The following is a 23371-nucleotide window of genomic DNA, read 5'->3' as shown; positions in this document are numbered from 1 at the left end:
CGGCCTGGGTTCGCGGTAACTTCCTTGGTTTCCGATTGATATTCAATCTGCGGAATTCCCTGCGCTGCGGGGAATTCCCGCTGTAATGGATCCCAAGACGATGGGTTATCGAACTCTTAAAGCGTGCGTGGACGACTTGCAACGGCATGGTCACCTGGTGGTGGTCGATGCGCCAGTCGATGCGCGACTCGAAATTGCCGAGATTCAGCGTCGTATCTATGCGAATGGTGGTCCAGCGGTTCTGTTCACGAACGTCCAGCGATGTAAGTTTCCGATGCTTGGCAACTTATTCGGTTCGATCGAACGGGCTCGGTTCATCTTTCGCGATACGCTCGAAACGGTTCGTCGCCTGATCGAATTGAAGATCGATCCAAATCAATTGTTCAAGTCGCCGTTTCGCTATGCCAGGGCTCCGCTAGGGGCCCTGTCGATGTTGCCGAAGAAGGTCCGCGGTGGGGCGATCTTTCAAAATGAAATCCCGCTGAGTGAATTACCGCAGTTGGTTTCGTGGCCGGACGATGGCGGCCCGTACGTCACCTTGCCGCAGGTCTACACCGAAGATCCACGCAGCGGCGGTCTCGCGCAGTCGAACCTTGGGATGTACCGCGTTCAGTTGGCGGGCAATCAGTTCGATCCCTTTGGTGAAGTTGGCCTGCACTATCAGATCCATCGCGGGATCGGGGTGCATCATGCCGCCGCGATTGCCAAGGGAGAACCTCTGCGAGTGAACATCTTTGTTGGTGGCACGCCGTCGATGACCTTGTCGGCCGTCATGCCGCTGCCGGAAGGTTTGTCAGAACTTGGTTTCGCAGGTGCACTAGCTGGGCATCGAATTCCGATGACAGCGTCGCGTTCGCCCCTGCCAATCTATGCCGAAGCCGACTTCTGCATCCAAGGAACAATCCACGCTGGCGAAGAGAAGCCAGAGGGGCCCTTCGGCGATCACCTGGGCTATTACAGTTTGAAGCATCCTTTCCCGACGATGCGCGTCGAGAAGGTCTATCATCGCAACGGAGCGATTTGGCCATTCACCGTCGTTGGGCGACCTCCTCAAGAAGACACGACGTTTGGCGAACTGATTCACGAGATCACCGGGCCGGTCATTCCCACGGTGCTGCCCGGCGTGAAAGAGGTGCACGCGGTCGATGTTGCCGGGGTGCATCCACTGCTGCTCGCGATCGGTAGCGAACGCTACGTACCTTACGAAGAACGACGACGCCCCAAAGAGTTGATGACTCAGGCGTCGGCCATCCTCGGGCAAGGGCAGATGTCGCTGGCCAAGTATCTGTGGATCTCCGCCGAACAGGACGCTCCGGATCTTGATCTGCACGAGATCGCACCTTTCCTGCTGCACATGCTGCGGCGTGTGAACTGGCGACGCGATATTCATTTCCTTACCGAGACCACAATCGATACGCTCGACTACTCTAGTGGCGAGTTCAATCATGGCTCGAAGGCGATCATCGCTGCGGTGGGTCCACCGATTCGAGAGCTATCTACCGAACTACCGTCGGGATTGAATCTGCCCGATGGTTTCCATACGCCAAAGGTGGCGATGCCTGGCGTGTTAGCGGTTTGCGGACCGAAATATACGGCGGCGCTTCAAGAGGTGGAGCCTGCGATCGAGCGTTTCGCCGGGGCGTTTTCGACCAGCGATCCGATCAACCAGTTTCCTCTGATCCTGGTGGTCGACGACAGCGACTTCACTGCGAAGTCGCTTGAGAACTTGCTCTGGGTGACGTTTACCCGCAGCAATCCGGCTGCCGATGTGCATGGTATCGGCAGCTCGACGCGTCAGAAGCATTGGGGCTGCGAAGGTTCGCTGATCATCGATGCTCGGCTGAAGCCTTGGAATGCTCCACCGCTGATCGAAGATCCAGCAGTCACCGCGAAAGTCGATGCGATGGCAGCCGCAGGGGGCCCGTTGGCCAAGTTCCTGTAATCAGGCCCCCAAGGACAATCACCCGTGCGAGTCTCGCACTAGTCCTTCAGCGGATTGTACAAGATCTGCGTACCATCCTTGCCGGCGACGACGATATCGATGTCGCCATCGCCGTCGATATCCGCGGTGCGAATCTGCAGGCCGATGCCGACTTCGCCCCGGTTGATGAAGTGACGAGTGAAGTTGCCTTCGCCATCCCACTTGTAGTAGCTGACCACAGGCGGTTCTTTGCCACCCGGATCGTTGCCGTTGTGGGCACGAACGCGTTTGCCGGTGATCAGTTCCTCTTTGCCGTCACCATCCAGGTCGGCCAGGTGGAGGCAGTGTGCCTGGCTGAAGGTGTCGTCGATCATCTTCTGCTCGAAAGCAAGCTTGCCATCTTTGTCGACGCCTTGTCCGAGCCAAACCCACAGACCGAAACCATGCGCCTTGCTGGCGATGATGTCGTTCTTGCCGTCGCCGTTGACGTCGGTCACCAGCATCGGGCAAGGAAGGCCTTCATTCCAATCGGCGTGGAAAGTCCACTCGCCGGAGAACGGTCCTTGCTCAGGCCCTTCATACCAACCTTGACCCACCAGGATATCGGTGCGGCCGTCATTGTTGATGTCGCCGACGCCGATGCCATGGCCGTTCTGGCCACCGATCTTGAACGAGACCAGCTTCGGTTCGCCCTTCTCGGTTTTGTCGAAGCGACAAGCGAGCAGCGGGTTTGACGGATTCCATTGGTTCGTGATCCACTCGGCGACACCATCACCATCCAGATCGGCCATGATGGTCGCTTCGTTGGTGGTCAGCTTGGTATCGATCAGGTTGTGTTCTTTCCAAAGGTAACCTTGCGTCAGGCCAGGGTTGCCAGGGTTCTCGAACCAACTGACTTTGCCCTGGAAGAAGTCGCCCGCGACAACGTCTACTTTGCCATCGCCGTTGACGTCCATGGCGAAGTCGCCGTTGGAGTGAACGTACCCGTTAGCATCTTCAATCAGGCGAACTGGACGAGGAAGCCAATCGCCGTTGCGGTACCAGTTGCGACCAGCAACGACGTCGAGCTTGCCGTCGCCATCGAAGTCAGCCACATCGCACCCTTCGTTCGCATCGACGCCGAGAACTTGAACGCGGAAGTTTTCCGGCGGGCCTGCTATCGCCAGGCAGGGGAGAGCACAAAGAAGGGTTAGCGAGAAAAGGGATCGCATGGTCAGTTTTCCTGAAGGTGGGAAATGGTGAGGGGGGGTGGCCAGGACTAGCCTCCGCCAATAGCGGGAAGGAAATGGACTTCGCTTTCCGAGGTGAGTGGCGTGCGGAGGTTGCGGGAGGTGAGGATGCCATCGACCGAGATCTGAATCGAGGGACGGACGGCATCTCCCTGGCACAAACGAGTATGAATTCCCGGAAACCGCCGATCAAGCTGGTCGACCAGCTCTCGCAGGGAAGGGGCCTCGATTTCGACGCGACTTTGCTGATCGGTCAGATCGCGCCATTGAGCCGGAATGAAAACCGTTGCCATCGGCGGCACCAAGGGGAATGGAACGACGGAAATTCAACTACGAACTATAATAAAGGGTTTGGGACCCTGGTTTTAGCATCTAGGGCAAGTTTTCAGCAATCTTCCTGCTTCCCCTCGGGTGAAAGCCACGATGCGTTGGCCGTTGATTTATCAGGTAACCTTGCCGCTGGCGTTCTGGACGCTGGTTACCGTCTTCGCGCTTTCGCTGCTGAATCTGTGGTATGCCCAGGTCGAAACGGGGGAAGAAGTCGAGGCCCGGCTGGTGGCGATCAGCCAGCAACTGGCGGACGTTCGTTTTCCCCTCTCGCAACCGGTGTTGGAGCAAATCGAAGGGCTGACCGGAACCGAACTGGCCGTAACCGACAGCCAAGGGAAGTTGCTTCGCTCGACCACCAAAGTGTCTCCTGAAGAATTGCCGCGGCTGGTCACCAAAGAAAAGCCAGGCGTCGTCGACCTTTCGGAAGTGATCGAGATCGACGGCCACTCGTACTTCCACAGCACGACGCGCTCTCGCTTCACCGGAAGCGGCGAAGTAACGGTCCACCTTCTGTTTCCTAAACGAAACTACGACCGCCGCGTCGCGCAGTCGTTCTGGCCATTGATGCTACTGGGTTTGGTTGCTGTCGGACCGATGCTGCTGGTTGCGTCGTTTCTCGCCGCACGCATTACACGCCCGATCGCTCGTTTGCAAAAGCAGGTCGGGCGAATTGCCGAAGGTGACTTTGTCGAAGTGCCACCAGGCAACACGAAAGACGAGCTGCGCGATCTTTCGCTCGCGATCAATCAGATGTCGCAGCAACTGCAGAGCTACGAGACCAAGGTCCGCACAATGGAACGGGCCCAGGTATTAGGGCAAATTGGTGCCGGGTTCTCGCATCAGATTCGCAATGCCATGACCGGGGGACAGATGGCGTTGGGACTGCATCGACTCGACTGCAATATCCCCAATTGCGAAAGCCTGGAGGTCGCTCAGCGGCAGATGGCGATGGTCGAGCATATGGTTCAGTCGATGCTTCGTCTTGGTCGCAAGCAGCAGATCGAACGCAAACCGATCAACGTGCCGCAGTTGATCGAGAACACCGTTTCGATGATCGCCCCGCAGGCCCAGCATCATAGCCTGGCGATTCGGCAATCAATCACGTTGCCCAGTGACGCAACGATTCCCGGGGACTTCGTGCTGCTGCAAACCTGCCTGATGAACCTGCTGCTCAACGGCATCGAAGCGATGCTGGCCGCCCAAGCGATTCGCGTTGGGGAAGGGCAGGGGGGCGGCGATCCGGGCGGGCTGGATATTGAAGCGGCTCCCCATGAACGGGAAAATTGGATTACAATTCGAATATGCGACGAGGGAATGGGCCCGTCTCCGAATATCGCCGAACAACTGTTCGAGCCGCTGGTCACTACCAAACAGGAAGGGACCGGCCTTGGCTTACCAGTCGTTCGTGAGATCGTCGAGCTGCACGGGGGAACGATAGAGTGGTACCGAGTCGACGAGAAAACGTGTTTTCAAATCACCCTTCCTCGTGCCGAATCGAAATAGCGGTCCCTCTATGGCGAACATCCACGTAATTGACGACGAATCAAGCGTCTGCTGGGCAATTGAAAAGCTTGGTACCAAGCTCGGTCACGAAGTGCGTGTCGCTTCGACCGCTGAGCAAGGCCTCGACCTGCTCGAAGAGTCTCGCCCTGACCTGATGTTTCTCGATGTCCGCCTGCCGGGGATGTCGGGGCTGGAAGCGCTTCCGAAGGTCAAGTCGATTGTCCCTGACACGCCCGTGGTTCTGATCACTGCGTTTGGCGATCTGGAAGTTGCCGTTGAAGCAGTTCGTCAAGGAACGTTCGACTACCTGGTCAAACCATTCTCGGTCGAAGATATCCAAACGGTCATCGATCGAGCACTGGCTCAGCAGTCGGAAATTACCGAGGTTCGCCCCGCAACTGTCTCGGCCGATCTGGTCGGTACGTCGTCGTCGATGCAAGAGGTTTTCAAGCGAGTTGCCCTGGCCGCCAGTAGCGTTGCCCCTATCTTGATTCAAGGGGAAAGCGGAACCGGCAAGGAACTCGTCGCTCAGGCCATCCATCGCTATGGCCCTCGTCACGAACGTCCCTTTGTCGCCGTGAACATTGCCTCGCTCGCGCCGTCGCTGATCGAGAGCGAACTGTTCGGCCACGTGCGTGGAGCGTTCACCAATGCCATTCAAGACAAGCGAGGCTTTCTGCAGCTTGCGAATGGCGGAACGTTATTCCTGGACGAGGTCGCCGAGATTCCGTTGCCAACCCAGGCCAAGCTGCTGAGGGCCCTCGAACAGCGAGAAGTGGTACCTGTCGGTGGCGCCGTCGGCGAAAAGACCGACTTCCGTATCGTTTGTGCGTCGCATCAAGATTTGTCGGATTGCGTCAAGCAAGGAACGTTTCGGCATGACTTGTTGTTCCGGCTGAATACGTTTCGTATCGATCTGCCGCCGCTGCGCGACCGCCGTGAAGACGTGCCGCCGCTGGTGCATCATTTCCTGCATTTGCTTGAGAAAGAGTATGGCAAGCCGCTGCGGATTTCAGCGGCCGCGATGGATGAACTGCAGGGGCGACCGTGGTATGGGAACGTTCGCGAACTGCGGAACGCGATCGAGCATGCTCACATCCTGGCGCGAAGCGGCGTCATTGAATTGGAACACTTGCCTCCGGCCGTATCGAAGGCCTGGTTCGATCGGGGCGACGATGAGGGGAGCATCGAGGAGAATCTGGCTCGCGAGATCGGATCGTGGACGCGGAACCAGCTATCGGTGGGGGATTCGGAGAATTTGTGGGCACGTTTCCAGGCTTTGGCCGAGAAAGAGATGCTTCAAGAGCTGCTTCAACAGTGTGATGGACAATATTTAGCAATTGCAAGAGTTTTAGGTATCCATCGAACTACCGTAAAAAAGAAGTGCGAACAGTACGGACTCCTTTCCCCTGATCAGAAAGATGATTAGGCTGGACTTGTCCATCTACGAAAAAGCGCACTAAATCGACGGGCCTGCGGTAGTAAGACGCATGCTTGTAGCGCTTCCGCACTAATCCTCTAAGTCGATTCGATATGAAATCTATTTTCCGCGTTCTTATTGTGGCGGCCGCGATTCTGGCGGCGCCGATGGTTCAGTCGATTGCTTTGGCTGAAGAAGCTTTTTGTACTTGTCGCTATTGCGAGTCGGCTGCCGCGCGAGCTGCGTTTGGGGTCGATCTGGGGAACGACGGGCCGCACTACGCCCCGATTCGTGAAGTCGATATTCAGCATATCAAGCTGGACATCACCCCCGATTTCAAAAAGCGAACCGTCGGTGGAACGACGACCATTCGATTTGTACCCCTGCGTAAGCCGTTGGAAAGCTTGAAGCTCGACGCAGTCGAACTGACGATCAACAAAGTCGAAGGTTCTTCGCCAGTTGCCGATTTTGAAAGCACCAACTCCGACCTGACGATCGCCTTCGAAAAGCCGATTCCGGTGGGTCAGGAAGCGTGGGTTAGCATCGAACATCACTGCGAGCCGAAGGGTGGCTTCTACTTCCGAACCGCTGAACTGGGCTACCCGGAAGAAGACACTCACTGCTGGACCCAAGGTGAATCGCACTATGCCCGTCAGTGGTTTCCCTGCTTCGACTACCCGAACGAAAAGTCGACGACCGAAGTCATCTGCCACGTTCCTTTAGAAATGACGGTGGTTTCGAATGGTCGTCTGCTGGGGGAAAGCGTCAATCCCGACACCAAGCTGAAGTCGGTCCACTGGCTGCAAGATAAGCCGCACGTGAATTATCTGATCTGCGTCGTCGCAGGCTACTTCGACAAGCTGGAAGACAAGGCGGGCGATATTGCCCTCGGTTATTACAGCCAGCCAACGCTGTCGAAGTACGCGGCCAATTCGTTCCAGGATACGGCTTCGATCATGAAGTTCTACCAGGAAGAGATCGGCGTTCCTTACCCATGGCACAAGTACGATCAGGCCACCATCCGCGACTTCTTGGCCGGTGGGATGGAAAACACGACCATCACTACGTTGACGCATAACACGATCTTTTCATCGGAAACGGAAAACATCCGTTCGTCGCGTGGTCTCGACGCCCATGAACTGGCCCACCAGTGGTTCGGTGACTATGTGACTTGTGAAGACTGGAGCCATCTGTGGCTGAACGAAGGTTTCGCAACCTACTACACGCACCTTTACGAAGGCTCGAAGTTCGGTCGCGATGCCACGTTGTACGGCTTGTATAAAGACGCCAAGAACCGCGTCCTGTCGAGTGGGGCCCGGGACCATCGTCCGATTGTCTGGAAGCGTTATTCGAACGCAGGCGACCAGTTCGACTTCCGAGCTTATCCGAAAGGAAGCTGGGTTCTGCATATGCTGCGAAGCCAGCTCGGCGACGACATGTTCCGCCAGGCGATCCAGGCCTACCTGGCACGTCATGGTTTGACTACCGTGACGACGCCTGAACTACAGGCCGCCATCGAAGAAACCAGCGGTCGAACGTTCGATCGTTTCTTCGATCAATGGGTTTATCATGGTCGCCATCCCGACGTGAAGATTCGCTACCGCTTCGATCCGAAGCTATCGCTGGCCAAGATCACGCTCGAGCAGACCCACAAGGTCGAAGACGACGTGATGATGTTCCACTTCCCTGCGACGTTCGCTTTCCTTTGCGATGGCGAAGTCGTGCTGCATACCGAGGACATCACCGGACCAAAGAGCGAATTCTACGTGTCGCTTCCTTCAAAGCCGACCATGGTGCAGTTCGATCCGGAATACACCTTGCTGGCGACAGTCGACTTCGACAAGCCAGAAGAGTTGTGGGTAGCGGAACTCGAAAACTCGAAGCGTGCCATCGGCCGTATCTTTGCGATCGAGGCCTTGGCGAAAAAGAAGACGAACAAAGGAATCGAAGCGATCGCCAAGGCGTTGGAATCCGACCCGTTCTACGGCGTGCGGATCGAAGCTGCCCAGGCTCTCGGCAAGATCGGTAACGATGACGCTCGCCAGGCACTGCAGCAGGTTCCCGCCCAGGAGGACGCACGCGTTCGCCTGGAGGTGGTGAAGAGCCTGGTGCGTGGCTATCAGCCAGAGATGGTCCATCAGTTGATCGCCGGTGCCCAGAAGGAAAAGAATCCAGCGATCGAATCGGCTTGGATCGCTGGTATGGCGAAGTATTCGGATCCGGCCGTTGGTCAGTACCTGCGGGCCGCGTTGAAGAAGGAATCGTTCCGCAACGAAATCGCCGAATCGGCGGTCGAAGCGATGATTGCCAGCGGGTCGCCGGAGTACGTGGCCGACATCACCGCAGAGCTGAAGTCGAACTCCGAGAACTACACCAATCGCGGTGTCGTGAAGTTGCTCTCAGGCCTGGCTCTGTTGAGCGACGACGAAGAACAAAGCCGCAAGACGATGGACGTCGTCACGCCGTTCGTCAACGACCCACGCACCGACATTCAAAAGGCAGCGATCATCGCCCTGGGGCAGCTCGGCGTGAAAGAAGCCAAGCCGATTCTGCAGTCGTTTGCCGAAACGTCGAATGACGAAGAACTGTCGAAAGCGGCAGAAGGCGCCATCACGGCCCTCGACAAAGATCGCAACCTGAAACCAGCCGAGATCGTCGAACTCCGCAAGCAACTCAAAGAACTCGAAAAGTCGAGCGAGTCGCTAGAAGAGAAAGTCAAAGACCTGCAAAAGCAACTGGAAGCCACCGGAAGCTAAAGCACGGCAGACGATCGTTCAAGAAGAAGAAAAGGTCCTGGTCACGTAAACGCGAGACCAGGACCTTTTCGTTTGGGTTAGGCCGCTTGGCGTGTGGCTCGGCGGAACTTCTTACTGCTCAACTGCAGTACCTGTCCAATGACGGGCTTGTTCTTCAGCGAATCAAGTAGCGTCTCAAGCTGACTCAGTCGAGCGAGTTGCGTATGCTCGTTTGGAATCGGCTCGCAGCTGGTGGTAAACTCATCCATGCAGTTAACCGGAGCTGCCAATCGCGGTGCCAGGTCGTGCAAGTCTTCTTCACGGACGTAGAAGCGATAAATGCCGTCGAACTGCACCAAATGGTAACGAGCTTCCAAAACGAGGTGATTCCAGCTTTCGCTGTGCGTGTGCTCAATCACTAGAACGCGGGGACGGTAGCGATCGAAATCCATACCAAGCAGAACGGCACGTTCGTTTCCATTGGCATCGATTCGTAGGAAGTCGACTTCTCCGGCGACGTGGGCTTCGCAAACCTTGGTCAGCGTTGTGGCTTGAATTTTCGCACCACTTTCCGAACCATTGCCGGAATCGTAGCTGATTTCGCCTACCTGGTCTGTTACCAGGCAGTGGATGTTGACGTCGCGTGGCCGCTCTTGACGGAATCGTTCTGCCGATTCGGCGTATGGTTCCAGATTAATCCCTTGCCAGCCAATGTCGTACATCCATTTCGTCGACGAGTCGACTGAAGGATGGGCGGCTCCAACATCGATGTAAAAGCCTTGCGATTTGGGAAATGCTCGGAACAGCAGCACGTCTTCCCGATTCATCGCAGAAGAAACCATCTTCGGTGCTTTGAATGCAGGGACACGTCGTTTGGGCGTCGGTCCTGGCTGGGGAGAAACGGCAGCGACCGGTTCCACCTTCTGACTAGGAGCGGCAGATGGTTGAGGTTTCGGCTTGGCTGCCAGCTGTTTTAGCGAAACACGACGAGTGACCGAGTTGTAAATTGACTTGATTCGTCGTCCCCATGTCGGCCGTTTGGTTTGGACCTGGGCCGAGGCTTGATTCAGAAGTGAGACCAGTTCTGGCGTGGCTGAGGTGTCGTACGGATCTTCGATGCCAGCCAACAGCGGGTGTTCCAGGCGGACGGCTTCTCGCCACTCGTTCGATATCGGAGTGCCATCGCTCAGCGTGGCATGGCCATAGGGAAATGATCGGTAGTAATCTGGATTGGCTCGGGCAAGTGCTTCGCGATAGCCTTCAGCCAGCACAACCAACGCCGGTTGGACGTCGTACCGATTCCACCAACCTCGCCGCTCGCTTAGCATGTACTTCGAGATTGAATAGGGATTTTCCGGCTCGAAACCGCTGAAGTGATAGAACACCAGCGGCTGGCCATCGGCCAGCAGTTCGCCGGATTCGGAAAGCGTAATGGGGCGTTCTGGCAGGCTCCAATGGCCAACGTTGTAGCCTTTGTGCCGTTCAACCCACAAGTTCTCGAAGTAGTTCGGAACAAAGTCAAACCAGGTCTGGTCAACAAACGTATGAGGAGTGTTGTGCAGACAGTGTTTGGTTTTGCGATGCTTCCACCAGGCTACCATCGACCGACCGTTGGCGTTGTTGCGAAGTGCCAGGAAGCCGGAGTTGAAAGTACCGGCGGTCGTGCGTAGCGAGATTTCGACGTCTGGCCCTTCGTCGCCATTAGCCGGATCGCTGAGATGCGGTGTAATGATGATATCGTGCGTATCCAACCGATCCAGGACCTCGGTCATGGGGCGATACACGTACGTGTCGGCATCGATAAAGATGACCTTCTCGTACTGAAGATCCAGCACCATCTCAATCGCTGGTGCTTTCAGCGACGCACAAAGTGGGAAGTTCCAGTACTGAAAACTGTATCGTTTCCAGTTGGTGATATTTAAATCTTTGGCCTGGAAATAGCGAATGTTCTCGTGCTCGGGCAGTTTGATCTCACCCGGGGCATCGACAAGACCCACGTACAGTGGAGCCTCGGGATGATGCTGCATCAGCGATTCGGCAAGGCAGGAAACGGAATGCAGGTAGTTGCACGTTGAAATCGTAATAAAAGCGAGGTCACGCATGTTAAGCAGCCTCCTTGCGCATCATGGGTTGGGCCGGTGTTTTGTAGATCGTCAGGCAACGGCGAGCGACCGCACCCCAGGTGAAATGTTCAATGACACGTTGGCGAGCTGCTTCGCCCATTTCGCGAGCACGTTCTGGGTTATTCACGAGGAAGTCGATCTTTTCGCGGATAGCGGCGGGATTGTTGGGCGGAACGACGAAGCCTGTAACGCCGTCAACGACAACTTCCGGCATTGCGCCAACCGATGTACAAATCGCCGGAGCTCCACTAGCCATGCCTTCGGCTAGAACCAGGCCGAACAGTTCTGCGTTCGGGACTTCGTTGCCGAACACATCCTTGGAAACCGAGGGCAGTACCACGGCGATGGCCTGACTGTAAGCCTCGCGAATGTCGGAGTCGGAACAGTTGGTCCGGATCGCGACGTTTTTGTTCTCGGCCAGTTTATCCAGTAGTTCGCAATATCGTTGATTGTACGGACGGCCAATAAGTTCGAGACGTGTCGTGGCGTCGACTGCTTCGACCAGGTAGTTGGAACCTTTATGAGGCATCAGCCGAGCAACACAAACGACGCGATCACGCGGCTTATTGCTGGGAGTCGATGAGATGAATTCGTTTTGAACGCCCGCGTAGATCACCTGGACGTTGGGGTGGTCTGGTGAGCCTTCTGCCGAGAAAGCACTGATTGGAAGAATACCATCCAGCAGTTCAAAGTGGGTGTTCGACCATGGACCTGGGCCAACGCCAAGATCGGTTGCGTATACGCGACAGCCACAAGCCTTGGCGAATGGAATCGCAAAAGCCGCAGATACGGAATGAATTTGGTGGCAGTGAACAACGGTCGCGTGACGTAGCTCTTCCAGGAAGGAGAGCGACATTGGATTCTCTCGCGAAGAGATCGGGCCGAGTGTCGGATAGATCTCAATCCGCAGGTGGCCCATCTGCTTCGTTTCACGTTTCTGGCCAAAGGTAACCAGAACAGTGTCTGTCAGGTTCGCCATCTCCAGAGCAAGCCATTGGGCATATCGTTCGCCACCACCGATGATACCGTTGTCGTCAAAGTAGGATGGAGAAACATGAACGACACGTTCAGGACGATCTACTTTGGCGGTGGCCGGCGAGGCTTTTTGTTTGATCGCCAAATTCAGGAGGGCCCTAAGTGCCAAGTCACCCCCAGATTGACCGATGTTTTCATAGTGACGAACTGGTGACTGTCGCTGGGAAACCCTTTTCGCTGCTCGGGCCATTTCAGGATTGAACAGCCGAATGATATTGCGGACGACGCGGTATTGGCGAGCTTTACGCTGCAGCCACGACTCTGGCTTGTGATCGGCAAGGAAGTCGTGCAGCAGATTGATGTCCTGTTCGTAGTCCTGGAATGCTTCGGTCAGGCTGCCAAGGAAATTATGGATCGATGCCAGATTGGGATCGGCGACCTGACGCTTCAGGTTCGCAATCTCCATGAGCAGTTCCTTGCGTCCCAACTCTTTCATCGGAGCATGTTCGGCGTAAAGCAGTTCCAATGGCGATCGGGTTTCCGGGGCGTGAGCTCGATAATCATCGGAACTCAAGATTGCCGGAGGAAGGTCGATCGGCTGACCCGCTGCTCGTTGGTTTTGCCCGTAGCGAATCATTTCGATTGCCAGCTTCAACATTCGAGGCTTCGCTGGTGAACGACATTCCAGGCCATCGTGCAATTGGTAGTCCTGAAAGAGCATCCTCGTTTCAGGTGGATTGCGAAGTTCCTTCATCGTGGCATCTATATGTGATTGGGCCGAGATATTCCAAGCCGCAGGCACGTAATAGGGAACGTTGTTGTAGTCGAGCAGAGCGACTGGCAGGCCGTACATCATCGCTTCAAGCATTGCAGTCGAAGGCGTCGTGACGACGGCATCGACCTGCTGAAGTTGCTCCGACAGCCCCATGGTGCCGAACGTGAATTCCGTATTCTTGATGCCAAGTTCACAATCGAGATTGTCTGTCAAACGCCAGATGGGTTCAAAGTCTGGGTTCACATTGAAGAATGCTTCCAGGTCTCGCAGGCTTTGGCGGACGTTTTGGCGCTGGTGATAGTCGAAGCTTGGAACCTTCGCCGTCATCACCAGCACTTTGCAAGTCTTCGATCTAGTATTTGGAGAAGTGCTCTTGGGAATAATGCGGTCGAATCGGGGAGCTCCGACGATCTCGCATTTACCCTGGTTATTCCATGATTCGAGAAATCGGGCCTGGGAACGTCCCAGACATGCGATCTTATGACCAATTACGGGCTGAAAAATGCAGCCCGGGGTCGAGTCGGGGCGATGCCACGTGTTGCGATATTCCAGGATTCCGTCTGCCAGAATCAGGACCGGAACATTGTTTTCCTCTTGAAGACGAAGCAGAAGGTGAACCGCTGATTGTTCGTAATGCTGGGCCGTGACGATCAACATCGCGTTAGCCGGGGGCACCCAGTCCGGATGATACTCCGTGACGACTTCGTAACGCAGGCCAGAGGACCGGAGCCATTCGTAGTGCTCCAGGGTCTCTCCCATGCGATCAAGGATGACTACGACGCCATTGTTCAGATCCGAATGCTCTTTCAGCAGATCGGTAACGTCAACCGTTTTAGAGTCCCAATGCATCGTGATTCGAGTCCTTTCCGTTGCCTCTGCATGATTTGCCTCCCGCAAATCATTCCACCACAGAGATCTCAGCATGCGTCCGGCGAAGCGATCTCTCGGTAAGAAGGGGGCAGTATGAGCCAATCGCCTCGCGAGTGTCAATGTTAAAAGTGTCTCAAAAATCATCGCACGAAACATGCAAAATCCCCGCGAAACAAGGACTTGCAGCGAGCCAACTCGAAGGTTGGTTCGGGTTTCCGAACTACCTGTCGAAAGGAGTTGCCGCGACGCCGTAAGGCAAGGTTCAGGACCAAAGACCGAGGTCCATCTGGGCGTAGGTGATCTTGGGAACACGTAACCCCTTGCGATTGCGTGGTGCCGAGTAAAGAGCCAGTAGCCCCGTGGCTAACCGCCGGGGGCGGAGCTGAGAGGTGAAAGAGCGAGTACCTCAAATTAGGTGAAAATAGAATGCTAGCACCTCATGTATTGACCACTTCAGACTTCCGTATCGCCGTTTTCAGGTTGCCTTTACAATGCAGCCAAACTGCTGAATCGAGAGGATAAAAGCTACTTAAGAGCACATCGATGAGCCTTGACTGCTTGTCGACGCCACCACCCATTTGCGGCAATGAGGCCCATGAATTACCTGCTAGCAAACGATACGTCGAATTCGATGAACCCCGGCTGCAAGGGAACTGTCGCCGTGTTGCGGTCTTGCCTGGCAAGTTGTGGTTTAAAGGAAGTCGCGGCGCTGCCGGTTGGAACTGGGAAAGAGTACTTTCAAGAGTGCCACGAAGAGCCATGGAATCCGTGGAAGGAGCGAAGTTGGTTCGATCGTTTAATCTACGGAACTCAGCCATGGGCGTTTCATCCCGCCAAGGTAAATCTGTCGGCCTGGCACACGGCTGTTCAAACTTGGTGTGAATCGGTTGATCTGTCGGGAGCTGACCACGTCGTGATCAACGCCGAGGGAACGATCCACCACAATCAAGGCTCAGCCCTTGCGCTTTTGGGGCTCGCCAAGATCGCGCAGATCAAGGGAATTCAGGTTTCGTTGGTCAACGGAACCTTTCAATCAATGGATCCGCGAGTGCTACGTGAAGTGCTGCCAGGCTGTTGGAAAGTCTTCGTGCGCGAGCCGTTCTCTCTGCGATACCTGAAGCGTCTGTCGATCGACTCGCAACTCGTGCCAGACTGCTTGTTCGCCTACGCGTTGCCCGCTGCCAGTACCGAGCGACCTTATTGCCTGTATTCGCCTGGAGCACTTGCGGATTCCCATATGATTTCTGAAGCCGAGATCATCAGCGAACTGCAAGCAATCCAGCAGAATGGTTTCGAGCCAATTTATATCATCATGGAGGACTCGGACCGAAGACATGCAAGCATCGCCGAAGGCTTGGGAATTCCATTGGCCGATATGGCATCCCAAACGATGGAGCAGTTTATGGAATTGTTGGGGAAGAGCTTTGCGGTCTTGGGTGGGCGATATCACCTGACGATTTATGCCTGGCTCATGCAGACCCAGACGGCTGCTCGAAGCTCTAATACCTGGAAGATGGAAGCGGTCCACAAACTGGCTGGCTTGCCTTGGACACGGCTCGACGTACGCCGTTCACCTTTGAAGACGGTCTGCCCCAGTCCAGCAAAACTGTCGGAACTCAAAAGCCAGGTCCTGGGGGCCTATCGGGCAGGTTTTACTCCCTAATTCCCGTCAATGGTTTTAACCAGCCCAGCGCTGCCCGGGCTTGGTCTCTTTTACGCGATTGGCTGATTGGTAGAGCTTGCCGGTCGAGCCTAGGACGCCTCGGTGGAGGTGTTTGAGGGTCTTGCCGTCGGCGATTTCCGTCGGTGTCCACTGGGTGTAGGCCAGATTGTAGAGCCATTGGCTACGTGGAGGCATCGACGGCGTTTCGATCTCTTCCAGACGACGGTTCAGCACAGCGTCGCCGTTCTCACTATCTTCCGCGACGAATGCCGGGATTCCGGCCAGGGTGGCTTCGACTCCGGCGTTGGAGTTGAACGTGACGATCGCCCAGGCGTCGTACAGATCTTCCTGCAAACTGGGGGCGGTGGAGAGCTGCACGTCGACACTTCGCATGTCGATCGCATCGCGGTGCAAGGGATGCGGTCGAAAGACGATTGGGCGACTGGTCAGGTAACGCAACTGCATCGCGGTCGTTCGGCACCACTGGGCGTGGTCGGTATGCTGGACCGAACTGCCCCAGGGAATCTGACCGCAAAGCAGTACATGCTTGCCCGTATTTCGCCAGGGCATCACGCGAACTTTCAGCAGCTCCCAGCGATCGGCCGGGCAATTCCAATTGCAAAAGTTCACACGACCATCCGGTCCGCCCCAGCCAACAGTGAAGTAGTGCTCGCGATGGATGATTCCCTCTTCGACAACGATGTGTTGCCCGGTCCGCGAAGCTGATTTGTGCTGAGCAACGATCGAACTATTAACGCATTTGGCGGCCGGGATCGTTCTTGCCAGGCCAAATGTGACGGCAACTTCGCACGGTGAATAGCCCTTTTCAATTGGAAAGATCGAACAAGAAACGTCGAGCGATCGCAAGCCTTCGGCAAATGCCATGAGTGCCTGCTCGTGACGAGGTTGATCGTTGGGAATGAAAACTCCGAAATAGGCCATAAACAACAGTCCTTGTCGTAGTGATGTGAAAACCTGAGGGGGCGTTCAGCACTGGAACTTGGGACAGCGAATTTTCCTGGGGTGACAAATTCAATTCAGGTATCGTCTAGCACTTCTGCAAGGCACGATAAGAGACTGTCACCACGGCTGTCGATATCAAAGTGCCGGAACCTGCCCTGCTGCTATCCGCAGCGTTTCTCTCGTGTTGCCGCGGATAAATGAAAGAGTCGCCAGGTGCAGTTTCGTTTGCACGGAAAAACACGGTGGTTGCAAGTCGAAAGACCTAGTCCCCAGCGATTGTCAGCAGTGCATGCAATTACCAAGCGAGAGACGCGGCGACTGCCCATTTCAGGCTAGAATGCCAGATAACAACTCTGACGCCGCGATGAAGTGAGTCAACGGACTCACTTGAAGAATACCTTCCGAGGGAGATGGAAGGAAAATAAAAGTGGAGCTGATGAGGATTGAACTCACGACCTCTGCATTGCGAATGGAGCCCAGATAGTGCTGAGGGCCTGTTTTTCCGAGGTTTTTGCCGTTTTCGGTTCCAAGATTTCCACGACTATACACGATTTGTCGTGCGTTTCGTGCATTAATTCGTGCATGAGTATTGGGGTGGACACTTTGGATGCCGTTTTATCCAGCGGCAGTCGTTGCCGTTGAGCTAATCACAGTCATCACTGATCCATCGCCCAGGCGTGGCGTCGTAGTGCCGGGCTCGATTGTAGTGCAACTCTTCGTCGGCATCTCGGTCGCGACTGACCTGCAACCCAAAAACTGAGCCATTCAAAATGAGAAAATCGAGATAAAATTGGGCCATCCTTATTCGAGGAGAAGATGACCATGAAGAAGTCTCGATTCACGCATGAACAGTTTGCCTTCGCCCTCAAGCAGGCCGAGTCGGGCGTACCGGTGGAGGAGGTTTGTCGAAAGCTGGGGATCAGCCAACAGACGTTCTATCGCTGGAAGAAGAAGTTTGATGAGCCAGGCGAACCCCTGTCTTTAAAAAAATGCCCTGCAAACATGGAAGGGCACGAGTTGAAGTCAATCCGCCACTTTCGAACCGAGCCGAGGACCGACGAATTTCTCAGTCAGAAGTCTCCTATTCATTTCTCTCTCATGCAATCCCAAGCCATAACCTACCTTATCAATTCGTCGACTTCCCTATGCAGGTCGATAGATGCTTCCACGTCATCACCCTTCCCGCCCTCGTCCAATCCATTTGGACCTACACTTCTAATCTTCCAAACACCATCCCTTTCCTCCCAGAAGAGAATAGCATGCCCCCAAACATCTTTGCCGTCAGCCAGCTCGCTGCGATATAGCTCATCGATATCTCTTAAGTCACTACTGCGAGATACCTGAAATACAACTTCAGCTAGAGAACAGTCGTCACACGGATCCTCAAGATTGCGAACATTCACGTGATCGTATAGATCGTAGAGGAAATGCACAAACACACGGTCAAGCCTTTTCGACTCCTGAAGTACTTTGACGCTTCTTTCGTACTCGCGGCTCGTGCAACACGCCCCAACCGCGCCCCATACCAGAAATGTCATTGCTACCAACAGTGATACTCTGCGCGATATACTGGACACCGTCATTTGTCAATTGCCCTCATTTGTTCCGGCGTATAGAACACATCTCGACGTTTGCGCCGGGGCTTCTTCATGCCTGCGATGGGATTTCGGTCGAGGTATTCCTGCTCGACCCCCCAGTTGAGCATGCGTTGGACAATGCCTACGGCGTCGTTTTGCGTTGTCGTTCCAACCCCCAGGCCTTCGTGCCACTTGCGAACGTGATGGACACGAAGTTGTGAAGGGCGAAGGCGTTTTCCGATATGCTCGACAAACGACTTTAAAAAGTACCGATGACGCTCGTAAGTATTTGGCTTGCGATTGGCCTCGCACCAGTCCAGATAGGCTTGGGAGAGTTCATAGAGGGTGGTCAAATCGCTTCTGATTTGCTCGCGATTGGCCATCAGTTCATGGAACTTCTCGAAGGCGGCTTCGCGGGTCTTCCCCAATGGGATCTGACGACCTCCAACTGAGCAGTATCAGCTTTGGGTTTGTTTGCGGAAGAAAGGCTTCGGTTGCCGGGGCATGAGTTGCTCTCCATTTCGTGCATTAAAACGTGCATTGAACGTTCTAACGATTGGAGGCAACTGTTAAAAGGCAAGAAAGTACCGAGACATGCGAGTGGAGCTGATCGGGATTGAACCGACGACCTCTGCATTGCGAACGCAGCGCTCTCCCAGCTGAGCTACAGCCCCTTGGTTTCGTTTTAATTTTAGGTTGGTGAAATGGTGTCGTCCAGATGAAAGCTGGAGGAAAACCATCCGGTTAAAAGGCATTGTCGCCGATGCTTTGGCTGTTGCGAAACGACTTGATATGCGTTGGCATGCCCTGTTTTTCGGACAGCGAATCCCATCCGGCAGCGGCCTCTTTCCAGATGGCGTCGACATCTGCTGGTTTGGCAATTGTCTTCTCAATCGCTTCGGCAACCACCTGGCGATAGGCATCCCGCTCGGGGATTCGCAGTGCCGATAGGTGCTTGGGCGACTGAAGCTGTTGCATCGAGACCTGGGCGTATTGCCGCAAGGCTGTCCCTGGCAAGTTGCCTGGCATCCAGGCATCGGACATCGGTAAAGAGGAGATTCGGCACAATGTGGTTCGCGACGAAGCAGGAGAAATCAGCGGCAATACCTCCGCACTGGTAAGCAAAGCCAAGAGGTCCGCGGCTTTGACCGTCTGCCCACTGGAGGACGAGACCGAGCCGACCAGGCCCGAGGTCGACAGCAGCGGAACGCTTACGACTTCGCCGCCTGGGCGAGGCAGCCACTGGCCGTTGGAGGTTTGGTAAGTCTCTTTCGAACCGGGGATCGGAGCGAAAACGATGTCGTCCGGCACGGTATCGGCCACGATCGTTTCTTTGCAGATCCAACCCAAGGCCAGCACTGACTTGCCGGAAAGGAATGCTTCGGCCGAGGCTTTCGGATCAAGCGAGTTGTACTCGTCTGGAATGGTGGCCGCGATTTGGGCGAGTTCTTTCGCGGCACGCGTGAAGCCGGGCGTATCGATCCGGGCCTTACCGCTGGTGAAGTCGAAGTAGGTCGAGAGGTTCTCGCCATGCTTCACATACGAGGCACTGCGGGCGAGCCAGAGACTTGGCACATAGGCTTCGTCGAGCGGCTCGAGCGTGGCGGCGGCGATCACGTCGTTCGTCTTCAGGAACTCGCTGTTATGGATCTTCTCGACTGCGGAGGCGTACTCGTCCCAGGTCTGAGGAACTTTAAGGTCGAACTGTTTCAGGATGTCGGTCCGCGCCATCAGCATCAGGACGGGGCTGCCGAGAGGAAGAGCATAGGGCTTCGCGCCCCAACGAAGTTCGGAGTGGGCGATACCCTGGGCGATGTCGGGCATCTGCACGACATCGCCGTTGAGGGTCGCACTGGGAACCGGAACGATCCAGTCGCGTGCGATCAGGTCGCCCATCATCGCTGGCGGGTAAATCAAGATGTCCTTCGTGAACCGCTTCTCGTTGAACAGCACTTCCGACGACACGACATCGACCGTGATGGCGTCTTCACTACGGGCTGCCAGTTCGCGGCGAATCGTCTCGGCAATTGCCTGGTCACCGACGATGGCGATGGACAGCGGTGGTGTCTTGATTTCTGGCAGGTCCTTCGAGCCGGAACGGCCAGTACAACCTACAAACCAGGCAGACAGAAATAGCAGCAGCGAGATGCGAAACGTCATGAGATTTTCAAACGATAAGCTGTTGTTCACCAATAGAGAACCCGCATCGTAGTCCGATTATCGATGGGCCACAATGCTTCCAGGGGGCTTCCTTCATCGCTCGCGATAAGTTCAGAAAAGTCATGAACACCTAGCCCGTTCAACCCGTAGAAAAAGATTTGGCGTGCGTCTCGATCCGTCCGCTGATAGACTGGCCAGCCAGGCAAAAGGAACGATCCGGCAAGTTCGGTTACGGCAGGGCGGTTGGTTATGCGAATGCACGAGAAGGTGGCGGTTGTCACCGGCGGCGCTCAGGGCATCGGGGCAGGCTGTGTTAAGATTCTAGCACGCGAAGGTGCTCATGTTGCCATTCTGGATGTCAACCGCGAAGTCGCCTCTTCTCTGACCGACGAGATCAATTCCGCCGGACGTGGTCGGGCGTTCTTTGTGCCGTGCGATGTGACCCACCGTGAAGAACTTCGCGAGGCGATCGACGAATCGTCGCGGGCCTGGGGAAGGATCGATTGCCTGGTCAATAATGCGGGGTATCATCCACCGGCAACTTCACTGGAGGCATCGACGCCGGAACTATTGCGAGAAACCTTCGCCATCAATTTCGACAGCACCTTCTTTGCCTGTCAGTTCGCCTTGCCACACTTGCGACCTTCGCGAGGAACCATCATCAATATCAGCTCGATGACGGCCGTTCTCGGGCAGAAAGATTCGACGGTCTACGCGGCGACGAAAGGGGCTCAACTTAGCTTCACGAAAGCCTTGGCCCTGGAACTGGGGCCTGAAGGAATTCGCGTCAACGCGGTTCTTCCCAGTAACGTCGATACCCCCATGATGCATCGCTGGGCGAACACGCTCGATAATCCTGAGGGGGCCCTGCAGCAAATTGCCGAACTGCAAGTGCTCGGGCGGATGGCTTCAATAGAAGAGATCGGCCGCGTCGTACTGTTTCTGGCGAGCGAAGACTCCAGCTTCATCACCGGTCAGGGAATCGAAGTCGACGGCGGCGCGAGTCTCGACTACTAGCCGCCAGGAAACTGTCGGCAGAACTCGTATAACGCCATGCAGGTCGCCGTGGCGGCGTTGTAACTGTAAGGCATGCCATAAACCGGAATCTCGACGGTGGCATCGAGCAGGCTCAAGATTTCTTCGGTGATACCTAGGCGTTCGTTGCCGATCACCAGGATCGTCTTTCTGACGAACGCGAAGTGATGGATATCGTGCGAGTTGGTGGTTTGTTCCAGACCGACCAGCGTGTAGCCTTCCTTTTTATAGTCTCGCAGCACAGGGGCCAGGCTACGGTGTTTCGAGATTGGAATTTTTTCGGCACCATCGCGGGCGATCTTCGGATCGATCTTTACGTTTCCGCACACGATCACTTTGCTGACCGCACAACACGAGGCCGCTCGAACGATTCGAGAAACGTTGACGTTACTCCGCATCGGACAGCAAGCGATGATCAAGTCACGCGGCTTGTCCAGCACGGTGGGTGGCTTGTGGCGAAGGTGTTCGAAATCGGAATCCATGGTCAATCGGCCTTGGGCAGGACTGGGTTGCTTGGGGCCCAGTCGCTACGATACAAACGAGTTTGGTAGATATCCCATGGGGATATCGTAATCTGCGGACAATTGATCGAGGAAGGCGGGGCGAGATATGAAATCCCATTGGTATGCCATCTTACTTTTGGCGGCTGTTTGTGGCTGCAATGCCGAGTCTCCGGAAGGGATGAGTTCGCCGGTTGAAGTCGCCTCGACTCCGGAACCTGCCCCGGCCGAGGTGACCACAAAGGTAATGGACTACACCGCAATTCAGATGCTGATTGAGTCGTACCGGGGCAAGGTTGTGGTCGTCGATTATTGGTCGACCAATTGCCCGCCATGCATTCGGGAACTGCCAGGGCTGGTGAAGCTGTCGCAAGAATTTCCGGCCAGCGAAGTAAAGTGCGTGACGGTCAGTCTCGATTACACCGGTGCCGCCGACGAAAAGCCGGAAGACAGTACCGAAGCGGTTATGCGGATCTTGAAGCATGTCGATGCACGCTTCGACAATATCATTGCAGCCGATGATTCAGAAGCGATGCTGAAAAAGCTCGACCTGAGTGCTCCTCCGGCCGTTTATGTTTACGGAAAAGATGGCAAGCTGGCAAAACGCTTTGACAACGAGAACGCGACTGGTGAAGGGGACGAATTCACCTATGCCAAAGATGTGCAGCCGCTGGTGGCAGAGCTGACACAGAAGAAGTAGCCTGCGAGTGGCACAAGAAACAAAGAAGGCTACCTGAGGACACGTTCAGGTAGCCTTCTTGCGAGCCTCGTAATGAGGAGTGAGGGTTCTTACCGGGCAGCGGCAACCTCTGGCGTTTCCGTTTCCAGGCGTACCATCATGGCTTCACCGAAGTCGATCTTGTCGTCTTCGAGGCCTGGGACGCGACGGAACAACACTTCCGCAAAGCGGCCGAATTGTTCAGGGATCACGCGATAGAAGTTGTTCTTGCCATCGCGACGCGATTCAATCAAGCCACAAGTCTTCAGCAGTGCCAGGTGATGGCTGACGGCTGGTTGGCTTTGGTCGAGCAGGTCGCAAAGCGAGCGAACATTCAACTCCCCAGCTTGCAGCAAGTAGCTGAGGATCTTCAGCCGAGTTTCGTCGGCTAGAAGCTTGAAGAGTTGCACCAACTGGCGGGCAACGTCTTCGTTCAAGGGTTCGTAAGGCGAGGGTTCTTTGCCTGAATCAACAGGCTCGGAAACGTGAGCGGGACTATCGCCATCGGCGTAGTACCCTTTGGACAGCGATTGTCCGTTGGCTGGTGTGGCCAAGAACATCATGGTAGATCTTCTCCGTGAGAGTAAGGCTTGGGCCCCTACCTGAAAAGTTAAGTCAACTGGCCCCATAAACTGGATAAGTCACGCCTCGGAGATAGCTTGACGCGGCCAATGCTTAACTCGTATTCGCCCAATGATGGCGAAACGGAGAAATGCAGGTTCCAACGAAGACGCGTAAAGTTAAACCAAGCGGCGCTGAGCAAACCCAAATTCGGTAGTTGAACCAAGCGCTAACGGCTCGCTTACCAAAATCGAGCCTCGCCACACGGTACGACCGACATGACGAAGGGGTTCGCTCATTTCCGGAGTATCGA

General features: G+C 55.3%; 16 protein-coding genes, 1 tRNA gene and 1 pseudogene. 8 read left to right on the top strand and 10 right to left on the bottom strand.

Annotated features, from left to right (window positions below):
• Window positions 1-100 precede the first annotated feature (100 nt).
• Window positions 101-1942, top strand: coding sequence for a UbiD family decarboxylase (locus ABD890_RS22725; RefSeq protein WP_345094869.1), 1842 nt, complete (start codon window positions 101-103; stop codon window positions 1940-1942).
• 38 nt (window positions 1943-1980) lie between these two features.
• Here ABD890_RS22725 and ABD890_RS22720 read toward each other — a convergent pair whose 3' ends face one another.
• A complete protein-coding gene (locus ABD890_RS22720) occupies window positions 1981-3132 on the bottom strand; it encodes an FG-GAP repeat domain-containing protein (RefSeq protein ID WP_345094867.1) in 1152 nt (383 codons plus the stop codon).
• Window positions 3133-3179: 47 nt separating this feature from the next.
• Window positions 3180-3443 carry a MoaD/ThiS family protein gene (locus ABD890_RS22715; protein ID WP_345094865.1) on the bottom strand — a complete coding sequence of 88 codons (264 nt, stop codon included), beginning with the start codon at window positions 3441-3443 and terminating at the stop codon, window positions 3180-3182.
• 130 nt (window positions 3444-3573) lie between these two features.
• Here ABD890_RS22715 and ABD890_RS22710 point away from each other — a divergent pair, with 130 nt between their 5' ends.
• From ABD890_RS22710 to ABD890_RS22700, 3 genes are all read left to right on the top strand, one after another.
• A complete protein-coding gene (locus ABD890_RS22710) occupies window positions 3574-4983 on the top strand; it encodes a sensor histidine kinase (RefSeq protein ID WP_345094863.1) in 1410 nt (469 codons plus the stop codon).
• A gap of 10 nt (window positions 4984-4993) precedes the next feature.
• Complete coding sequence (locus ABD890_RS22705) at window positions 4994-6412, top strand: sigma-54-dependent transcriptional regulator (RefSeq protein ID WP_345094861.1); 1419 nt, start codon at window positions 4994-4996, stop codon at window positions 6410-6412.
• Between the two features lie 104 nt (window positions 6413-6516).
• Window positions 6517-9159, top strand: coding sequence for a M1 family metallopeptidase (locus ABD890_RS22700; protein ID WP_345094859.1), 2643 nt, complete (start codon window positions 6517-6519; stop codon window positions 9157-9159).
• A gap of 77 nt (window positions 9160-9236) precedes the next feature.
• On the opposite strand, the gene ABD890_RS22695 is transcribed toward ABD890_RS22700, so the two are convergent.
• On the bottom strand, window positions 9237-11240 hold the full coding sequence (locus ABD890_RS22695; protein WP_345094857.1) for an FkbM family methyltransferase: 2004 nt from the start codon (window positions 11238-11240) through the stop codon (window positions 9237-9239).
• 1 nt (window position 11241) lies between these two features.
• On the bottom strand, window positions 11242-13860 hold the full coding sequence (locus ABD890_RS22690; protein ID WP_345094856.1) for a glycosyltransferase family 4 protein: 2619 nt from the start codon (window positions 13858-13860) through the stop codon (window positions 11242-11244).
• A 616-nt stretch (window positions 13861-14476) separates the two neighbouring features.
• On the opposite strand from ABD890_RS22690, the gene ABD890_RS22685 reads away from it, so the two are divergent.
• Window positions 14477-15544 carry a polysaccharide pyruvyl transferase family protein gene (locus ABD890_RS22685; RefSeq protein ID WP_345094854.1) on the top strand — a complete coding sequence of 356 codons (1068 nt, stop codon included), beginning with the start codon at window positions 14477-14479 and terminating at the stop codon, window positions 15542-15544.
• Between the two features lie 15 nt (window positions 15545-15559).
• On the opposite strand, the gene ABD890_RS22680 is transcribed toward ABD890_RS22685, so the two are convergent.
• The gene (locus tag ABD890_RS22680; protein ID WP_345094852.1) at window positions 15560-16486 is read right to left on the bottom strand and encodes a hypothetical protein; all 927 of its coding nucleotides are present in this window, start codon (window positions 16484-16486) and stop codon (window positions 15560-15562) included.
• An 843-nt stretch (window positions 16487-17329) separates the two neighbouring features.
• Between ABD890_RS22680 and ABD890_RS25570 the strand changes: the two are divergent.
• A pseudogene (locus ABD890_RS25570) lies at window positions 17330-17497 on the top strand (transposase); the annotation flags it as partial.
• A 589-nt stretch (window positions 17498-18086) separates the two neighbouring features.
• On the opposite strand, the gene ABD890_RS22670 reads toward ABD890_RS25570, so the two are convergent.
• The 3 genes from ABD890_RS22670 to ABD890_RS22660 form a co-directional block, all read right to left on the bottom strand.
• Window positions 18087-18467 carry a phage integrase SAM-like domain-containing protein gene (locus ABD890_RS22670; protein ID WP_345094848.1) on the bottom strand — a complete coding sequence of 127 codons (381 nt, stop codon included), beginning with the start codon at window positions 18465-18467 and terminating at the stop codon, window positions 18087-18089.
• 218 nt (window positions 18468-18685) lie between these two features.
• Window positions 18686-18758 (bottom strand) — tRNA-Ala (locus ABD890_RS22665).
• A gap of 70 nt (window positions 18759-18828) precedes the next feature.
• Window positions 18829-20244 carry an ABC transporter substrate-binding protein gene (locus ABD890_RS22660; protein ID WP_345094846.1) on the bottom strand — a complete coding sequence of 472 codons (1416 nt, stop codon included), beginning with the start codon at window positions 20242-20244 and terminating at the stop codon, window positions 18829-18831.
• A gap of 249 nt (window positions 20245-20493) precedes the next feature.
• Here ABD890_RS22660 and ABD890_RS22655 point away from each other — a divergent pair, with 249 nt between their 5' ends.
• Window positions 20494-21261: an SDR family NAD(P)-dependent oxidoreductase gene (locus ABD890_RS22655; RefSeq protein WP_345094844.1), complete on the top strand. Its 768-nt coding sequence runs from the start codon at window positions 20494-20496 to the stop codon at window positions 21259-21261.
• Here ABD890_RS22655 and ABD890_RS22650 read toward each other — a convergent pair.
• Entirely contained in the window at window positions 21258-21761 is a 504-nt protein-coding gene (locus ABD890_RS22650; RefSeq protein ID WP_345094842.1) for a TrmH family RNA methyltransferase, read from the bottom strand. The genes ABD890_RS22655 and ABD890_RS22650 overlap by 4 nt on opposite strands.
• Before the next feature lie 127 nt (window positions 21762-21888).
• On the opposite strand from ABD890_RS22650, the gene ABD890_RS22645 reads away from it, so the two are divergent.
• Complete coding sequence (locus ABD890_RS22645) at window positions 21889-22479, top strand: TlpA family protein disulfide reductase (protein WP_345094840.1); 591 nt, start codon at window positions 21889-21891, stop codon at window positions 22477-22479.
• Between the two features lie 89 nt (window positions 22480-22568).
• On the opposite strand, the gene ABD890_RS22640 is transcribed toward ABD890_RS22645, so the two are convergent.
• Window positions 22569-23060, bottom strand: coding sequence for an ArsR/SmtB family transcription factor (locus ABD890_RS22640; protein ID WP_345094838.1), 492 nt, complete (start codon window positions 23058-23060; stop codon window positions 22569-22571).
• Between the last annotated feature and the right edge of the window lie 311 nt (window positions 23061-23371).

Source organism: Bremerella cremea (assembly GCF_039541315.1).
Lineage (GTDB): Bacteria > Planctomycetota > Planctomycetia > Pirellulales > Pirellulaceae > Bremerella > Bremerella cremea.
This window is presented reverse-complemented; position numbering and strand designations above follow the sequence as displayed.